This window comes from Aeromonas sp. s8 (assembly GCF_040907785.1).
Taxonomy (GTDB): Bacteria; Pseudomonadota; Gammaproteobacteria; order Enterobacterales; family Aeromonadaceae; genus Aeromonas; species Aeromonas veronii.
In genome coordinates, this window is record NZ_JBFOCL010000043.1 from 57343 (window position 1) to 73005 (window position 15663).

Below are 15663 nucleotides of genomic sequence, written 5' to 3' on the forward strand. Positions count from 1 at the left end.
TTTTACAATGTTAACTCTCTTACCTTTTTCTGCAAATGCAAATCGAGTTGTAATGGAGGGTAAGTTTAGAAATTTAACTTGTGCCGCAGTTATTTTTAAACCAACCAATGATGAATTTCAAACACGTGACTTTGAAAAAAACTACTTTGACAATATGAAGTTTTCGATCACACAAGACAAGTCTGGATATAAAATGACCACTGACCTTTATTCAGGCCAATTCGTAGATGTAAACTCTTCATCTGATAAGCTAATATTCGTTCAGAGTTATAATGATGGCACCGAAATAGCGACCATAGTTATAAATGGAAAAGTTGTCACTTATACAAATACTAGTGGGACATTTTTCAATAGACTTTGTGTAGGAACAGTTGTTAATGGCTTAAATTTAAACTAAGTAACAGCCAAATATACTTCTGATTTCATGAGGGCGCTTTCGCGCCCTTCTATATTAATTACCCTTCCTGATTTTCCCCGGCTGCCGGTTCGGTGCCGGCGGCGGGTTCAATCTCGATGCGATCGACTCGCTGCAAACCGCGGGGCAGCTTGGCGCCACGGCGGCCGCGCTCGCCGCGGTAGTAGTCAAGGTCAGATGGCTTAAGAGTGAGCTTGCGCTTGCCGGCAAACAGGGTGACCGACTGGCCCTGCGGGATCACGGCGGCCATCACCACAAACTCCTCCCGTGCTTTCACCCGAGCCGACGGAATGCTGATGAGCTTGTTGCCCTTGCCTTTGCCGAGTACCGGCAAGGTGTTGAGCGGGAACAGCAGCATGCGCCCTTCGTTGGAGATGGCCATGCAGAGATCGGTCTCTGGCGAGCCGATCTTCTGGGGTGCCATCACCTGACCCCCTTCCGGCACGGTGAGCAGCGCCTTGCCGTTCTTGTTCTTGCCGATCAGGTCGTCATAGGTGCAGACAAAGCCGTAACCGGCATCGGAGCAGATGAGGTAGGGCTCGCCCTCGTTGCCCATCACCAGATGGCGCACCTCTTCCCCTGCCCCCAGCGCAAAGCGGCCGGTGAGCGGCTCGCCCTGACTGCGGGCGGATGGCAAGGTGTGAGATTCGAGGGCGTAAGTTCGGCCCAACGTGGAGAGGAACACCGCCTGCTGGTTGCTGCGGCCACAGGCGTGGGTCAGATAGCTGTCCCCCGCCTTGTAGGAGAGCCCCTCGACATCCACATCGTGGCCCTTGGCGGCACGCACCCACCCCTTGTCGGAGAGGATGACGGTGACCGGTTCGCTAGGCACCAGCTCTTTCTCGGTCAGCGCCACGGCGGTGGCACGCTCCACCAGCGGGGTGCGGCGATCGTCGCCGTACTTCTCGGCATCGGCCAGCAGCTCTTTCTTGAGCAGGGTGTTGAGGCGACGCTCGGAGCCCAGAATAAGCTCCAGCTTGTCGCGCTCTTCGGCCAGTTCGTTCTGTTCGGCGCGCAGCTTGAACTCTTCGAGCTTGGCCAGATGGCGCAGTTTCAGCTCGAGGATCGCTTCGGCCTGGGTCTCGGTAATGTTGAAGCGCTCCACCATCACCTTGCCCGGCTCATCCTCGGTGCGGATGATCTCGATCACCTCGTCGATGTTGAGATAGGCGATCAGCAAGCCTTCGAGGATGTGCAGGCGAGCCAGCACCTTGTCGAGGCGGAATTGCAGACGGCGACGCACTGTCTCGCGGCGGAACTGGATCCACTCGCTGAGGATGGTCTTGAGGCACTTCACCTGCGGCCGGTTGTCGAGGCCGAGGATGTTGAGGTTGACCCGGTAGTTCTTCTCCAGATCCGTGGTGGCGAACAGGTGGGCCATCAGCCCCTCCACGTCCACCCGGTTGGAGCGCGGCACGATCACCAGACGGGTCGGGTTCTCGTGGTCAGATTCATCGCGCAGATCGGTGACCATCGGCAGCTTTTTCGCCACCATCTGGGCGGCGATCTGCTCCATGATCTTGGCGCCAGAGGCCTGATGAGGCAGCGCGGTGATGACGATGTCGCCATCCTCCTCGCTCCAGACCGCCCGCTGCTTGATGGAGCCCTTGCCGGTCTCGTAGATTTTGCGGATATCGTCACGCGGGGTGATGATCTCGGCGTTGGTCGGGTAGTCCGGCCCCTGAATGTGCTGCATCAACACATCCAGCCCCGCATTGGGGTTGTCGAGCAGCTCGGCACAGGCGTAAGCCACCTCCCGCGCGTTGTGGGGCGGGATGTCGGTCGCCATCCCCACCGCGATACCGGTCACCCCGTTGAGCAGGATGTGTGGCAGGCGGGCGGGCAGCACCACCGGCTCCTTCATGGTGCCGTCGAAGTTCGGCGTCCACTCCACCGTGCCTTGCCCCAGCTCTGAGAGCAGCAGCTCGGAGAAGCGGGACAGGCGCGCCTCGGTATAACGCATCGCAGCGAAGGATTTGGGATCGTCCGGCGCACCCCAGTTGCCCTGACCATCCACCAGCGGGTAGCGGTAGGAGAAGGGCTGGGCCATCAGCACCATGGCTTCATAACAGGCGCTGTCGCCGTGGGGGTGGTACTTACCCAGCACGTCACCCACGGTACGGGCGGATTTCTTGTGCTTGGAGAGCGCCGACAGACCCAGCTCGCTCATGGCGTAGATGATGCGCCGCTGCACCGGTTTGAGGCCGTCGCCAATATGCGGCAAGGCCCGATCCATGATGACGTACATGGAGTAGTTCAAGTAAGCCTGTTCGGTAAAGGTGCGCATTGGCTGGCGCTCTACCCCGTCCAGACTGAGCTCGATAGCATCACTCATGTGATTTTCTCTTTCGGTTCGGGAGCCGCCACAGGGCGACTCCGGCTAAATGCTTGCCGGCCCCGACAGGGCCGGCCGACGGCTTAGATGATGGCGAGGTTGCCCTTCTCTTCGAGCCATTCGCGGCGATCGCTCGCCCGCTTCTTGGCCAGCAGCATGTCCATCAGCTGCAGGGTCTCGTCAGCCGCATCCCCTTCGCTCTCCCCTGTCGGCTCCATGGTGAGCTGCACCAGACGGCGAGTGTTGGGATCCATGGTGGTTTCCCGCAGCTGTTTCGGGTTCATCTCACCCAGACCCTTGAATCGGGTCACCATCACCTTGCCCTTCTTCTTCTCGGCTTCGACCCGCTGCAGCACGCCGTTCTTCTCGTCCTCGTCGAGGGCGTAGTAGACCTCTTTACCGATATCGATCCGGTAGAGGGGCGGCATGGCAACGTAGACGTGGCCCTTCTCCACCAGCGTGCGGAAGTGCTTCACGAACAGGGCGCAGAGCAGGGTGGCGATGTGCAGACCGTCCGAGTCCGCATCCGCGAGGATGCACACCTTGCCGTAGCGCAAGCCGCTGAGATCCTCGGAGTCGGGGTCAAGACCGATAGCGACCGAGATATCGTGAACTTCTTGCGAGGCGAGCACCTGACCGGCCTCCACCTCCCAGGTGTTCAGGATCTTGCCGCGCAGCGGCATGATGGCCTGAAACTCGCGATCCCGCGCCTGCTTGGCACTGCCGCCCGCGGAGTCACCCTCCACCAGGAACAGTTCGCCCTGCATGGGGTCGGCGCAGTTACAGTCGGTCAGCTTGCCGGGCAGCGCCGGGCCTTGGGTAATCTTCTTGCGCACCACCGTCTTGGCGGCGCGCATCCGGCGCTGGGCGCTGGAGATACAGATCTCGGCGATCTGCTCCGCCAGCTCGGTGTTGCTGTTCAGATAGAGGCTGAAGGCATCCTTCACCACGCCGGAGACAAACGCCGAGCTCTGGCGGGAGGAGAGGCGCTCCTTGGTCTGACCGGCAAACTGCGGATCCTGCATCTTGATGGAGAGGATATAGGCGCAGCGATCCCAGATATCTTCCGGAGTCAGCTTGATCCCCCGCGGCAGCAGGTTGCGGAACTCGCAGAACTCACGCATGGCGTCGAGCAGCCCCTGACGCAGGCCGTTGACGTGAGTACCGCCCTGCGCGGTGGGAATGAGGTTCACATAGGATTCGGCGAGGCATTCGCCCCCTTCCGGCAACCAGCAGAGCGCCCAGTCCACCGCCGATTGTTCGGAGCTGAACGAGCCGATAAAGGGCTGCTCCGGCAGGCAGGTGAACTGCTTGACCGCGTCGACCAGATAATCCTTGAGGCCATCTTCGTAGCACCACTCCAGCTTGATGCCGGTGTTCTTGTCGAGGAACTTGATGGTGAGGCCGGGGCAGAGTACGGCCTTGGCTTTGAGCAGGTGTTCCAGCTTGGTGACCGAGAATTTGGGCGAATCAAAGTAGCTCGCCTGCGGCCAGAAGCGCACCCGGGTGCCGGTGTTGCGACGACCGCAGGTGCCGGTGATGGTCAGCTCCTGCACCTTCTCGCCACGCTCGAAGGCGATGTCATAGACCTGACCGTCGCGACGTACCGTCACCTCGACCCGATCGGAGAGGGCGTTTACGACCGAAATACCCACCCCGTGCAGACCGCCGGAGAACTGGTAGTTCTTGTTGGAGAACTTGCCACCCGCGTGCAGCTTGCAGAGGATCAGCTCCACCCCGCTGACCCCCTCTTCCGGGTGGATATCGACCGGCATGCCGCGGCCGTCGTCGATCACTTCGAGGGACTGGTCTTCATGCAGGATCACCTCCAGATTGCGGGCGTGACCCGCCAGCGCTTCATCGACGCTGTTGTCGATGACCTCCTGGCCGAGGTGATTGGGCCGGGTGGTGTCGGTATACATGCCGGGGCGGCGACGCACCGGCTCAAGGCCATTGAGGACCTCAATGGCATCCGCATTGTATTGAGTAGACATGGAGGGCCTTGCGAATTGACGTTTGGAGGGAATCTTAACTGCTAGGCGGGGGTAGAACAAACTCCCCGCACCGAAAGCTTGATCTGGAGAAGAACAAGCAGGGCGAGACCGCCCTTATTGACTCAAACCTGACTATAACCCGAGGAAACGGATGATCTGGGCGGGGTAGCGCTCGAACGCGACAAAGGCGTGGTTGCCGCCGCACTCCAGCGAGAGGCGGGCAAAGCGGTATTCATCCAGCGCCTTGCGATAGTCGAGCACCTCATCTCCCTGCTGTTGCAGGATCCAGAGTCGCTCCGGCGCCGTCACCGGTACCGCCAGTGTCCGCAGCTCATCCATATGTTCAGGCAGCAGTACATACTGCTCACCCGTATAGAGGTTGGTCTGGGGGCCAAGGTAGTCACAGAGCAGCTCGTGCGGGCGCACTGCCGGATTGATCAGCGCGGCGCGGCAGCCGTACTGCTCGCTGACCCGGGTCGCCATAAAGCCGCCGAGGGAACTACCCACGGCGCCGAGCTTGAATTCACTACCATAACGACCCTGCAGATCGGCGATGGTCTGCTCGATAGCCGCCCAGGCCGCCGCCGGGGTGTTGGGCTGGGCCGGAATGATCACCTCGATGTCGGGCCGGTTGGCGGCCACCCAGGCAGCCATCTGCTGCGCCTTGGCGGAGCCCGGTGAGGAGTTGAAACCGTGCAGATAAAGGAGAACCGACTTCATGGAATGCTCTCCTCAATAACCGGTAGCGTTGGGGTCAGGCACAAACTGCCCCACCGGCAGGCGCCACACCTCGCTGGCCACCCGCCCATCCGGATAGAGGGTGAGATAGCGCCAGCCCGGGCCGGACTCGTCCAGCGCGAAGCCGTCGGATAGCGGTTTGAACTGAATGCAAGTCGATGGGCTGGCAATCAGCCGCACCCCGCGGTGCACCTCGTCAAACTCCTGATGAACGTGGCCGAACAGGATGGTCTTCTGCTGCGGATGACGAGCCAGCACGGCGAACAGGTCGTCGGCATTCTTGAGATTGTGCTGATCCAGCCAGGCGCAGCCCACCGGCACCGCCTGATGGTGCAGGGTGATAAGAGCGTGGCGCTCAGGATATTGACGCAGGGCGCGGTCGAGGGCGGCCAGCTGGTGATCGCCAATCATGCCGTGGGGTTTGCCGCGCACCTGGGTGTCGAGCAGGATCACCTGCCAGTGGTCGCCCACCAGCTGTTTGGATTCGCTGATCCCGGCGGCATGGAGATATTCGGTCATCAGCGGGCTGTCATCGTGATTGCCCGGCAGCCAGTAGATGGGGCGGCCAAGGGGCGCCATCATGGAGGCGAAACGCTGATAGGATTCCGGACTGTGATCCTGCGACAGATCGCCGGTCGCCAGAATCACCTCGTAGGGGTGTTCATTGGCCTGCACCTGTTCCAGCACGGCGGCCAGACTCTCTGCGGTGCGCACAGCCAACAGCCGCCCTTCGGCACTCGCGAAGAGGTGGGTGTCGGTAATTTGCAACAGGCGCACACTGCCGTCCTGCGCCTGGGGGAGCTCTGTTTCCAAAATCACGCTTCTTTTTATTTGTTCAACTGGAGATATTGATCGGGCTGGTACCATGTCTGAGACAAAATTTTAGCCATTCGGCCAGAAACAGATTTACCTGCTCCTTTTCGTCCCGCTGGTGCATCTTTTTATTGGGATAATCATAACGTGGTTGCAAACGGGAAATCTGTTGCGCTGCACACACTTCCGCCATCCGCACGTCATGATACAAACGAATCTCTATCTGAGCTTGTAAATATTCGGGCAATTCGGGGTTGTGCTGGCTCAGGATCACCTGATTGGTGAAGCGACTCTCGCCAATGATGGTGAGCTGGAACTGCAGATCGTTGCCGACCCGATAGCGGCGCTCGGCCCCGACTTCCCCATCTGGCGGCAGCAGTTTCATCAATGCCATGTAGTTGACCTCGCAAGTTCTCTGCAAAGACATCAAATCCGGCACATAACGTTTGGTCCGGGATTGAACTAACGGCATCGCAAAGTTCCATCAATCAACACCCGTGAGTAGTTGACCTCGCAGGTACGCTGCAAGGACATCAGATCAGGCACATAGCGCCTGCTCTGTTGCAGGGTCAGCGCCACCTCAGCGATCCGCCAGCCAGCGGGCACGCAGCTCGCCATGGTTGAGGGCCAGCCACTGCAGGGCGATGACCGAGGCCGCATTGTCGATGCGTCCCTCTTTGAGCCAGGCGTAGGCCTGTTCGCGGCTCACCACGTGCACCCGGATATCCTCACCTTCATCAGCCAGACCGTGCAGCCCCTCGGCCTTGCTGGCATCCACCTCGCCCACAAAGACCTCGATCCGCTCGGTGCTGCCGCCCGGGCTCACCAGATAGCTGATGGCATGCTCGCAGCGGGCCACCTCGATACCAGCCTCTTCCACCGCTTCGCGACGCACCACTGCCTCGGCGGTCTCCCCTTCGTCAATGATGCCGGCCACCAGCTCCAGCAGCCAGGGGGTCGGGCTGGTCTCCATGGCGCCGATACGGAACTGCTCCACCAGCACGATCTGGTCGCGTACCGGATCATAGGGCAGCAGCGCGGCAGCATGGCCCCGCTCGAACAGCTCACGCACGATGGGCTGGTTCCAGCCGCCTGCAAATAACCGATGCTGCAAACGATAGACATTCACCTTGAAGAAGCCGTTATATCCAGCTGATTTTTCAATGATTTTCACATCATCGGCGGCGTAATGCCGATCTTGCGGCAAGGGTTGCTGCGACATCCGGGGCTCCCGTCAGCTTGACTTGTATCAGTTTGACCATAAAATCCGAGGAACATGAATGAACGTTCATTCACTCGGCGTACCATGGCAATGAGGGGTGGATTTTAGCAGCCACAGACCATTTGGCTAGGCGCGCGGGGAGAAAACTGCGTCCGGTTCTTGACGTTCCCGTCACCGGACCTGAGACTCTTAGCATTAAATTTTGCTTATAGTAGAGTGATTAAGCTGCAATCAAGCTTGGTCGGTGACAATATTTGCCTCTCCAGCAACCAGTTTGGGTTACTACATAAGGTTAAAACGATCTATGAAAAGAACACTTTTGTCAGTCATGGTGTTGCTGGGCGTCAGTGCCGGTGCCCATGCCGAAAACCTGCTCGACATCTACCAGCAAGCCCAGATCAAAGACCCGCAGTTGCTGCAGTCCAAAGCCGTTCGCGACCAGGCCTTCGAGAAGATCAACGAATCCCGTGCTCCTCTGCTGCCCCAGATCGATCTGGGTGCCGGGCTCAATTATCTGCAAAACAAGAACGATACCCAGAGTAATACCAAAGCCAAGGGTGAAGTGACGCTGTCGCAATCCCTCTATCGTCGCAGTAACTGGGTCAATCTGGATATCAGCGAGAAGCAGGCTACCCAGTCAGATGTTGCCTACAACCTCGAAATCCAGAACCTGATGGTGCGCACCGCCAAAGCCTACTTTGATGTGCTCAAGGCGATGGATACCCTGGAGTTCGTTCGTGCCAACAAGGTTGCGGTAGAGCGTCAGCTGGAGCAAACCCAGCAGCGTTTCGAAGTGGGCCTGACCGCCATCACCGACGTCCATGAAGCCGAAGCCTCCCGCGACCAGGCGCTGGCTGACGAGATCAATGCCGAAAACTCGCTGGACAACAGCTACGAGACCCTGCGCGAGCTGACCGGTATCGATCATCGCAATCTGGACGTGCTGAACACAGATCGTTTCAGCCCACAGAAGACCGCCTTCGGCTCCGACAAGTGGCTGGAGCTGGCGCTGGACAAGAACCTGCAACTGCACAGTGCCCGCATCAGCAAGGACATTGCCAAGGAGCAGATCGATCTGGCCAAGACCGGCCATGAGCCGACGCTGGATCTGGATGCCGGACTGCAAACCAGCAATACCGATTACAAGCTGGATAGCATGCCGGGCGGCAATGACAATCAGGCCAATATCGGTCTGACCTTCAAGCTGCCCATCTACAGCGGTGGCGCCACCAGCTCCAAGGTGAAGCAGGCTCAATACAACTACGTAGCGGCCAGCGAACTGCTTGAGAAGAACTTCCGCTCGGTGCAGAGCACAGTGCGCTCCTCCTACAACAACGTGAACGCCAGCATCGGCTCGGTGCGCGCCTACAGCCAGTCTGTGGTCTCCGCCGACAGCGCCCTGAAGGCGACCGAAGCCGGTTACGAAGTGGGTACCCGTACCATCGTCGACGTGCTGGACTCCACTCGCAAGCTGTACGAGGCCAAGCAGAAGCTCTCCGAAGCCCGTTACAACTACATTCTCAATATCCTGAGCCTGAAACAGGCTGCCGGTATTCTGGAAGCGCAGGATCTGGTGGAAGTAAACCAGGGTCTGATGCCTGCCACGGCAAAAGCCAAAAGCTGATAGCCGCTATCGGACATGAAAAAGGCGACCGCAAGGTCGCCTTTTTGTTATCCGTATTTCTGTCGGCTTGCTACCGCCGATAATGAGCCCCGCCAGATTGCGGGGCCAGCGGCGCGTTAGCCGCGCTCGCGGATCGTCTTGATGATGTCGGTGGTGGAGCAGCCATCCTCGAAGTTGAGAACGCGCACCTCGCCGCCATTGGCGGTCACCTCGGCGTAACCGGCGATATCTTCCGGCTTGTAGTCGCCGCCCTTGACCAGCAGATCCGGCAGGATCTCGGCAATCAGACGCTGCGGGGTATCCTCGGAGAAGGGCACCACCCAGTCCACCGCGCCCAGCGCAGCCAGTACGGCCATGCGGCGCTCGGTCGGGTTGACCGGACGACCCGGCCCTTTCAGACGGCGAACCGATTCGTCGGTATTGACCGCCACGATCAGGCGATCCCCCAGCTTGCCGGCGTTGGCCAGATAGGAGACGTGACCGGCATGCAGGATGTCGAAGCAACCGTTGGTCATCACTACCTTCTCGCCGCGCAGACGGGCGGCACGAACCGCCACTTTCAGCTGGGCTTCGGACATGACGCCGAAGCCGGTCTCCTGCTCGGTATAGAGGGCGTTGGCCAGCTCGACCGGACTGACGGTAGAGGTACCCAGCTTGCCGACCACGATACCGGCTGCGGTATTGGCCAGCGCACAAGCTTCGTCCAGGCTCTTGCCTGCCGCCAGCGAGGTAGCCAGGGTCGAAATCACGGTATCACCGGCACCGGTCACATCATAAACCTCGTGGGCCTGAGCCGGCAGATGCAACTCCGGCTGACCTTCGCGGATCAGGGTCATGCCGTTCTCGGAACGGGTGACCAGCAGGGCATCCAGCTCGAAACGCTTGACCAGATCCAGCCCCTTGGCGACCAGCTCCTCTTCGCTCTTCACCTTGCCTACCACAGCCTCGAACTCGGACATGTTGGGGGTCAGCAGGGTGGCACCGCGATACTTCTCGAAGTCGGTCCCCTTGGGGTCGACCAGCACCGGAATACCGGCGGCTCGGGCGCGCTGGATCATGCCTGGCACGTCGTTGAGAGCACCCTTGCCATAGTCGGAGAGGATCATCACGTCGCTATTAGGCAGCGCCTGCTCGACCTTGCTCATCAGCAGGGTGGCATCGACGGAGTGGAAGGGCTCTTCAAAGTCCAGACGCAGCAGCTGCTGGTTGCGGGACAGCACCCGCAGCTTGGTGATGGTCGGGAAGTCGGCCAGACGAACGAAATCACAGGCCACCTTGACGCCAGCCATCTGGCCAGCCAAGGCATCGGCAGCCTCGTCCTGACCGGTCAGGCCAAGTAGCACAGCGTGAGCGCCAAGGGCGGCGGAGTTGAGGGCCACGTTGGCCGCGCCACCGGGACGCTCCTCAATGTGTTCAACCTTGACCACGGGCACCGGCGCCTCGGGGGAGATCCGACCGGTAGGGCCATGCCAGTAACGGTCCAACATGACATCGCCAACGACCAGAACGCGGGCTTTTTCAAAATCGGGCAGGGTGATCTTCATCTGTATCGACTCTCAAAACCTGAAAAATCAGCGGGCGATTTTATCACACTCTTTTATCCGGTGTAGAAAAAGCCGACCGCAGTTGCCGCCGCTGTCACGCTAACCGGACGCAGGCTACCCCTCTGACCAGCACACAGCCATTCGCCCCCGCCCCCCCTTTTCGGCTAGAATCCCCCGATTGTGTTTGCGAACAAGAGATTAGCCATGGCCCACGACAACGCTCCCCGCCTGGAGCCCCGCCTGTTTCATCCCCGTTACTGGGCCAGCTGGTTCGGCCTCGGCCTGCTCTGGCTGCTGACCCTGCTGCCGTGGCGTAGCCAGATGTGGCTGGGCCGTCAGCTCGGTCGTCTCGCCGCCAGGATATTGAAGTCCCGAGTCAAGATTGCCCGTCGCAATCTGGAGCTGGCGATGCCCGAGCTGACCCGGGATGAGCGGGAGAAACTGCTTAAGGCAAACTTCGAGAGCGTGGGCTGCGCCGTGTTCGAGGTGGGGATCGCCTGGTTCTGGCCAGACTGGCGGATGCGCAACCTGATGAAGGTGGAAGGGGAAGAGCACGTCATCGCAGCCATGGAAAAAGGTCAGGGCATGCTGCTGCTCTCCTGCCACTTCCTGACGCTGGAACTCAACGCCCGCTGTTTCGGGCTGGTGCGCCCCGGCGTGGGGGTCTATCGCCCCAACACCAACCCGGTGCTGGAGTATGCCCAGTACCACGGGCGCTGTGCCTCCAACAAATATCTGGTGGATCGGATGGACGTGAAGGGGATGATCAAGGCTCTGCGCAACGGCGACGCCCTCTGGTACGCGCCGGATCATGACTACGGCAGCCACGCCAGCGTGTTCGTGCCTTACTTCGCGGTAGAGCAGGCCGCCACCATCACCGGCACCGCCACACTGGCGCGGGTGAAGAACACCGTCACTCTGCCCTGCTACAACATCCGCACCAGCGAGGGTTACACCCTCCATATCGGGGCGCCCCTCGCCGACTACCCGAGCGGGGATGACATGGTCGATGCGGCTCGCGCCAACCGCGAGATTGAAGCCGCGGTGCGCAAGGCACCGGAGCAGTACATGTGGCTCCATCGCCGCTTCAAGACCCGCCCCTCCCCCGAGGATGCGGGTTTCTACTAAGCCGCAGCCTCCGAATGGAGCCTGATCGCCAAAACCGACAAACCGCCTGCTGGCGGTTTGTTTTTATCTGCTGTCAGCCCTGCGCGGCAAGCAAGCGCCCCGAACGTCTGCCGCTCGATAACATCCTGCATGTTGGCGCCCATTCCCATCAATCAGCCGCAAAAGAGACCTCATCGCCGACCGTAAAAACTGAAAGCAGGTTACAAATTTATTGATTCATTTGTAAGCAATGGAGTATTTCGATAGATCCATCGTCACTACCCACTGATGAGTAATTAAGTGATTTGTCCCATTCGAATACAAAAATTGAATTTGTGATGAAAGTCACTATTCAACAAGAGAGCCACAAAACAAATTTAGTGATTTGAGTCACAAAAAATGACCATGAAAAACAGAAAAGACCGAAATGTAGCCGAATTACAGCATGTGAATGTGACACAGGTCACTGGTTCTGGAGGGGGTATGACGGGGTATCTGAGAGCTGGATCACAAGACACCCCGTTTTCAGCCTAATTTGATCGCAAGCTGGTAGATTGAAGTTGCTTAGACGACCGGGATGGCGGTTCGGCAAAACCGGCCATCCCGACTACCACTTTTAATCAAACAGGCTTAAAACGGGGTCCCGACATGTTATCACCGGATACCAAAGTCAAGATACAGAATTTTGGACGCTTCCTGTCCAATATGGTCATGCCCAACATAGGCGCCTTTATCGCCTGGGGCTTTATCACCGCCCTCTTCATCCCCACCGGCTGGCTGCCCAATGAAACCTTGGCCAAGCTGGTCGGCCCCATGATCACCTACCTGCTGCCGCTGCTGATTGGCTACACCGGCGGCAAGCTAATGGGCGGTGAGCGCGGCGGCGTGGTCGGTGCCATCACCACCATGGGTGTCATCGTGGGCACCGATATCCCCATGTTTATGGGCGCCATGATGGTCGGCCCGCTCGGTGGCTGGGCCATCAAGCGCTTCGACAAGGCGATGGACGGGCGCGTCAAAAGCGGCTTCGAGATGCTGGTCAACAACTTCTCCGCCGGGCTTATCGGCATGCTGCTGGCGATCCTCGCTTTCTTCGTGATTGGCCCCTTCGTCAAGGTGCTCTCCGGCATGCTTGCCGGTGGCGTCGGCTTCCTGGTGGAAAACCACATGCTGCCGCTCACCTCCATCTTCGTCGAACCGGCCAAGATCCTGTTCCTCAACAACGCCATCAACCACGGCATCTTCTCGCCGCTGGGGATCCAGCAGGCGACCGAGCACGGCAGCTCCATCTTCTTCCTGATTGAAGCGAACCCGGGCCCGGGCATGGGTGTGCTGCTGGCCTACATGGTGTTCGGTCGTGGTGCGGCCAAGCAGTCTGCGGCTGGCGCCTCAATCATTCACTTCTTCGGCGGCATCCACGAGATCTACTTCCCGTATGTGCTGATGAACCCACGCCTCATTCTGGCGGTGATCGCCGGTGGCATGACCGGGGTCTTTACCCTGACCCTGTTCAACGCCGGTCTGGTCTCCCCCGCCTCACCGGGCTCCATCTTCGCCGTGCTGTTGATGACGCCGAAAGCCTCCCTGATCGGGGTCGCCCTCTCCATCATCAGCGCAACTCTGGTCTCCTTCCTGGTAGCTGCCGTATTCGTTCGCGCTCAGCAGCCGGAAGCTGACGAGGCCGATGCCCTCGGTGAAGCCACTCGCAAGATGAAAGCCATGAAGGGAGGCAAACCCGAAACCGCAGCGGCCAAGAAGCCGGGCGGCGAACTGATGGCGGTACGCAATATCGTGGTCGCCTGCGATGCGGGCATGGGCTCCAGCGCCATGGGCGCCGGCATGCTGCGCAAGCGGGTGCAAGCCGCAGGGCTCGATATCAGCGTCACCAACCGCGCCATCGATCAGCTCGACGATCAGGTGGACTGGGTCATCACCCACAAGGATTTGACCGAGCGGGCCCGTCGCCATGCGCCGAACGCTCACCATATTTCCCTGACCAACTTCCTCGACAACGGCCTCTATCAGGAGCTGGTACAGAGCCTGAGCCGCGCCGCCAACGATGACGTCGCCAACCCGCAACTGCTGGTAGCGGCCAACGACGACAGCTACGAGCCACAGACAGCCGAAGTCTTTACCCTGAGCCGTCATGACGTGCATCTGGGACTGAAAGCCGACAGCAAGGAGGCTGCCATCCTGACCGCAGGCCGACTGCTGGCGGAGCGCGGCTACGTGGCGCCCGACTACGTCAACGCCATGCTGGAGCGTGAACAGCTGGTCTCCACTTACCTCGGCGAGTCCATCGCCGTGCCCCACGGCACCATCGCCGCCAAGGAGTTTGTGAAGCGGACCGGCATCGTCATCTGCCAGTACCCGGCTGGGGTCGCCTTTGGCGAAGCCGCCGATGAGGTGGCGCGGCTGGTGATCGGTATCGCCGCCCGCAACGACGAACACATGCAGGTGATAACCCGCCTGACCAATGCACTGGATGAACCCGGTCTCATCGACCGGCTGGCCAGCACCACGGATCCCCAGGCCTTCCTGGATCTGCTGGGTGCCGAACAGGCTGCGTAATCATCTTTCATCGTCTTTGGTTCAAGAGGTTAATATCATGAAAACATTGCATTTTGGTGCTGGTAACATCGGTCGCGGCTTTATCGGCAAAGTGCTGGCGGATGCCAGCCATCAGGTCACCTTCGCCGACGTCAACGACACCCTGATCGACCAGCTCAACCACCGCCAGGAGTACAAGGTCCATGTGGTAGGTGCGGATCAGAAGCTGGACGTGGTGCGCAACGTGGCGGCGGTCAGTTCCGCCGGTCACGAGGTGATCGCCCGCATCATCACCGCCGATCTGGTCACCACCGCCGTCGGCCCCAACATTCTGGACAAGATTGCCAGCACCCTGGCCAAGGGGCTGCAAGCTCGCTTCGATGCCGGCAACCTGACACCGCTGAACGTCATCGCCTGTGAAAACATGGTACGCGGCACCAGCCACCTCAAGCGGGAGGTACTCAAGTACCTGCCGGTCGCGTATCATGCCACGCTCGAATCCTGTATCGGCTTCGTCGACTCGGCGGTGGATCGCATCGTGCCGCCCTCCGCGGCTGCCAACGATGATCCGCTGGAAGTGACGGTAGAGAGCTTCAGCGAGTGGATCGTCGACCAGACCCAGTTCAAGGGAGAGCTGCCACAGGTGGTGGGCATGGAGCCCACCGACAACCTGATGGCCTTCGTCGAGCGCAAGCTGTTCACCCTCAACACCGGCCACATCGTCACCGCCTACCTCGGCAAACTGCGGGGCTACCGCACAGTGCGCGAGGCGATCGAGGATCCGGTGATCCGCAGCAAGGTACGCCGCGCCATGGAGGAGAGCGGTGCCGTGCTGGTAAAACGCTACGGCTTCGACCCGCGCCTGCACGCCGCCTATATCGAGAAGATCCTGGCCCGCTTCGCCAACCCCTATCTGGTGGACGAGATTGACCGGGTCGGTCGTCAGCCACTGCGCAAGCTGGCGGCGGGGGATCGACTGGTGAAGCCGCTGCTGGGCACTCTGGAGTACGGCCTGCCTAACGAGCAGTTGCAGGAAGGGATCGCCGCGGCGCTCCACTATCGCAATGCCGATGATCCGCAGGCGGTGGAGCTGCAAGCCCTGCTCGCGGAGCTTGGCCCGGCAAAAACGCTGGCCCGCGTCACCGGACTGGATGAAGAGAGCGAAGTGGTTCGCGCCATCGTCGCCCGTTACGAAACCCTGTAATAACCCTGCTTGCGGCGCATTCAGCCACCACTGATAGCGCGCCAAGCGCTTGAATGGCAAGGGAATGTGCCCCATATGATAAAAACCGGGAGAGAGGCCCACTCTCTCCCTGTCAGC

At 59.9% G+C, this 15663-nt stretch carries 12 protein-coding genes; 5 read left to right on the forward strand and 7 right to left on the reverse strand.

Annotated elements, in window-relative coordinates; genetic code table 11:
* Window positions 1-52 precede the first annotated feature (52 nt).
* Window positions 53-397 (forward strand): hypothetical protein, encoded by a 345-nt coding sequence (locus AB5Y86_RS15185; protein ID WP_368193255.1) that lies wholly within the window; start codon window positions 53-55, stop codon window positions 395-397.
* 58 nt (window positions 398-455) lie between these two features.
* On the opposite strand, the gene parC is transcribed toward AB5Y86_RS15185, so the two are convergent.
* From parC to nudF, 6 genes are all read right to left on the reverse strand, one after another.
* Complete coding sequence (parC, locus tag AB5Y86_RS15190; RefSeq protein WP_368193257.1) at window positions 456-2750, reverse strand: DNA topoisomerase IV subunit A; 2295 nt, start codon at window positions 2748-2750, stop codon at window positions 456-458.
* 83 nt (window positions 2751-2833) lie between these two features.
* A complete protein-coding gene (gene parE / locus AB5Y86_RS15195; protein ID WP_368193259.1) occupies window positions 2834-4744 on the reverse strand; it encodes a DNA topoisomerase IV subunit B in 1911 nt (636 codons plus the stop codon).
* Between the two features lie 132 nt (window positions 4745-4876).
* A complete protein-coding gene (locus tag AB5Y86_RS15200) occupies window positions 4877-5464 on the reverse strand; it encodes a YqiA/YcfP family alpha/beta fold hydrolase (protein ID WP_368193261.1) in 588 nt (195 codons plus the stop codon).
* Window positions 5465-5476: 12 nt separating this feature from the next.
* Window positions 5477-6295 carry a 3',5'-cyclic-AMP phosphodiesterase gene (gene cpdA / locus AB5Y86_RS15205; protein ID WP_160880987.1) on the reverse strand — a complete coding sequence of 273 codons (819 nt, stop codon included), beginning with the start codon at window positions 6293-6295 and terminating at the stop codon, window positions 5477-5479.
* Window positions 6296-6317: 22 nt separating this feature from the next.
* Window positions 6318-6767 carry a DUF1249 domain-containing protein gene (locus AB5Y86_RS15210; protein WP_042052480.1) on the reverse strand — a complete coding sequence of 150 codons (450 nt, stop codon included), beginning with the start codon at window positions 6765-6767 and terminating at the stop codon, window positions 6318-6320.
* Between the two features lie 108 nt (window positions 6768-6875).
* Entirely contained in the window at window positions 6876-7517 is a 642-nt protein-coding gene (gene nudF, locus AB5Y86_RS15215) for an ADP-ribose diphosphatase (protein WP_005335901.1), read from the reverse strand.
* Between the two features lie 304 nt (window positions 7518-7821).
* Here nudF and tolC point away from each other — a divergent pair, with 304 nt between their 5' ends.
* Window positions 7822-9141 (forward strand): outer membrane channel protein TolC, encoded by a 1320-nt coding sequence (tolC, locus tag AB5Y86_RS15220; protein ID WP_236288755.1) that lies wholly within the window; start codon window positions 7822-7824, stop codon window positions 9139-9141.
* Window positions 9142-9257: 116 nt separating this feature from the next.
* Here tolC and hldE read toward each other — a convergent pair whose 3' ends face one another.
* Complete coding sequence (hldE, locus tag AB5Y86_RS15225; RefSeq protein ID WP_058058377.1) at window positions 9258-10685, reverse strand: bifunctional D-glycero-beta-D-manno-heptose-7-phosphate kinase/D-glycero-beta-D-manno-heptose 1-phosphate adenylyltransferase HldE; 1428 nt, start codon at window positions 10683-10685, stop codon at window positions 9258-9260.
* A 204-nt stretch (window positions 10686-10889) separates the two neighbouring features.
* On the opposite strand from hldE, the gene lpxL reads away from it, so the two are divergent.
* From lpxL to AB5Y86_RS15240, 3 genes are all read left to right on the forward strand, one after another.
* Entirely contained in the window at window positions 10890-11813 is a 924-nt protein-coding gene (gene lpxL, locus AB5Y86_RS15230) for an LpxL/LpxP family Kdo(2)-lipid IV(A) lauroyl/palmitoleoyl acyltransferase (RefSeq protein WP_021231687.1), read from the forward strand.
* A 627-nt stretch (window positions 11814-12440) separates the two neighbouring features.
* Complete coding sequence (locus tag AB5Y86_RS15235) at window positions 12441-14363, forward strand: PTS mannitol transporter subunit IICBA (RefSeq protein WP_136502367.1); 1923 nt, start codon at window positions 12441-12443, stop codon at window positions 14361-14363.
* A 37-nt stretch (window positions 14364-14400) separates the two neighbouring features.
* The gene (locus AB5Y86_RS15240; protein ID WP_368193264.1) at window positions 14401-15546 is read left to right on the forward strand and encodes a mannitol-1-phosphate 5-dehydrogenase; all 1146 of its coding nucleotides are present in this window, start codon (window positions 14401-14403) and stop codon (window positions 15544-15546) included.
* Window positions 15547-15663: the final 117 nt, after the last annotated feature.

Excerpts from the sequence above, each read along its gene's own strand:
- AB5Y86_RS15185 (WP_368193255.1), top strand. The coding sequence starts at position 53 with ATGGAGGGTAAGTTTAGAAATTTAACTTGTGCCGCAGTTATTTTTAAA.
- parC (WP_368193257.1), bottom strand. The coding sequence starts at position 2,750 with ATGAGTGATGCTATCGAGCTCAGTCTGGACGGGGTAGAGCGCCAGCCA.
- parE (WP_368193259.1), bottom strand. The coding sequence starts at position 4,744 with ATGTCTACTCAATACAATGCGGATGCCATTGAGGTCCTCAATGGCCTT.
- AB5Y86_RS15200 (WP_368193261.1), bottom strand. The coding sequence starts at position 5,464 with ATGAAGTCGGTTCTCCTTTATCTGCACGGTTTCAACTCCTCACCGGGC.
- AB5Y86_RS15210 (WP_042052480.1), bottom strand. The coding sequence starts at position 6,767 with ATGCCGTTAGTTCAATCCCGGACCAAACGTTATGTGCCGGATTTGATG.
- nudF (WP_005335901.1), bottom strand. The coding sequence starts at position 7,517 with ATGTCGCAGCAACCCTTGCCGCAAGATCGGCATTACGCCGCCGATGAT.
- tolC (WP_236288755.1), top strand. The coding sequence starts at position 7,822 with ATGAAAAGAACACTTTTGTCAGTCATGGTGTTGCTGGGCGTCAGTGCC.
- hldE (WP_058058377.1), bottom strand. The coding sequence starts at position 10,685 with ATGAAGATCACCCTGCCCGATTTTGAAAAAGCCCGCGTTCTGGTCGTT.
- lpxL (WP_021231687.1), top strand. The coding sequence starts at position 10,890 with ATGGCCCACGACAACGCTCCCCGCCTGGAGCCCCGCCTGTTTCATCCC.
- AB5Y86_RS15235 (WP_136502367.1), top strand. The coding sequence starts at position 12,441 with ATGTTATCACCGGATACCAAAGTCAAGATACAGAATTTTGGACGCTTC.
- AB5Y86_RS15240 (WP_368193264.1), top strand. The coding sequence starts at position 14,401 with ATGAAAACATTGCATTTTGGTGCTGGTAACATCGGTCGCGGCTTTATC.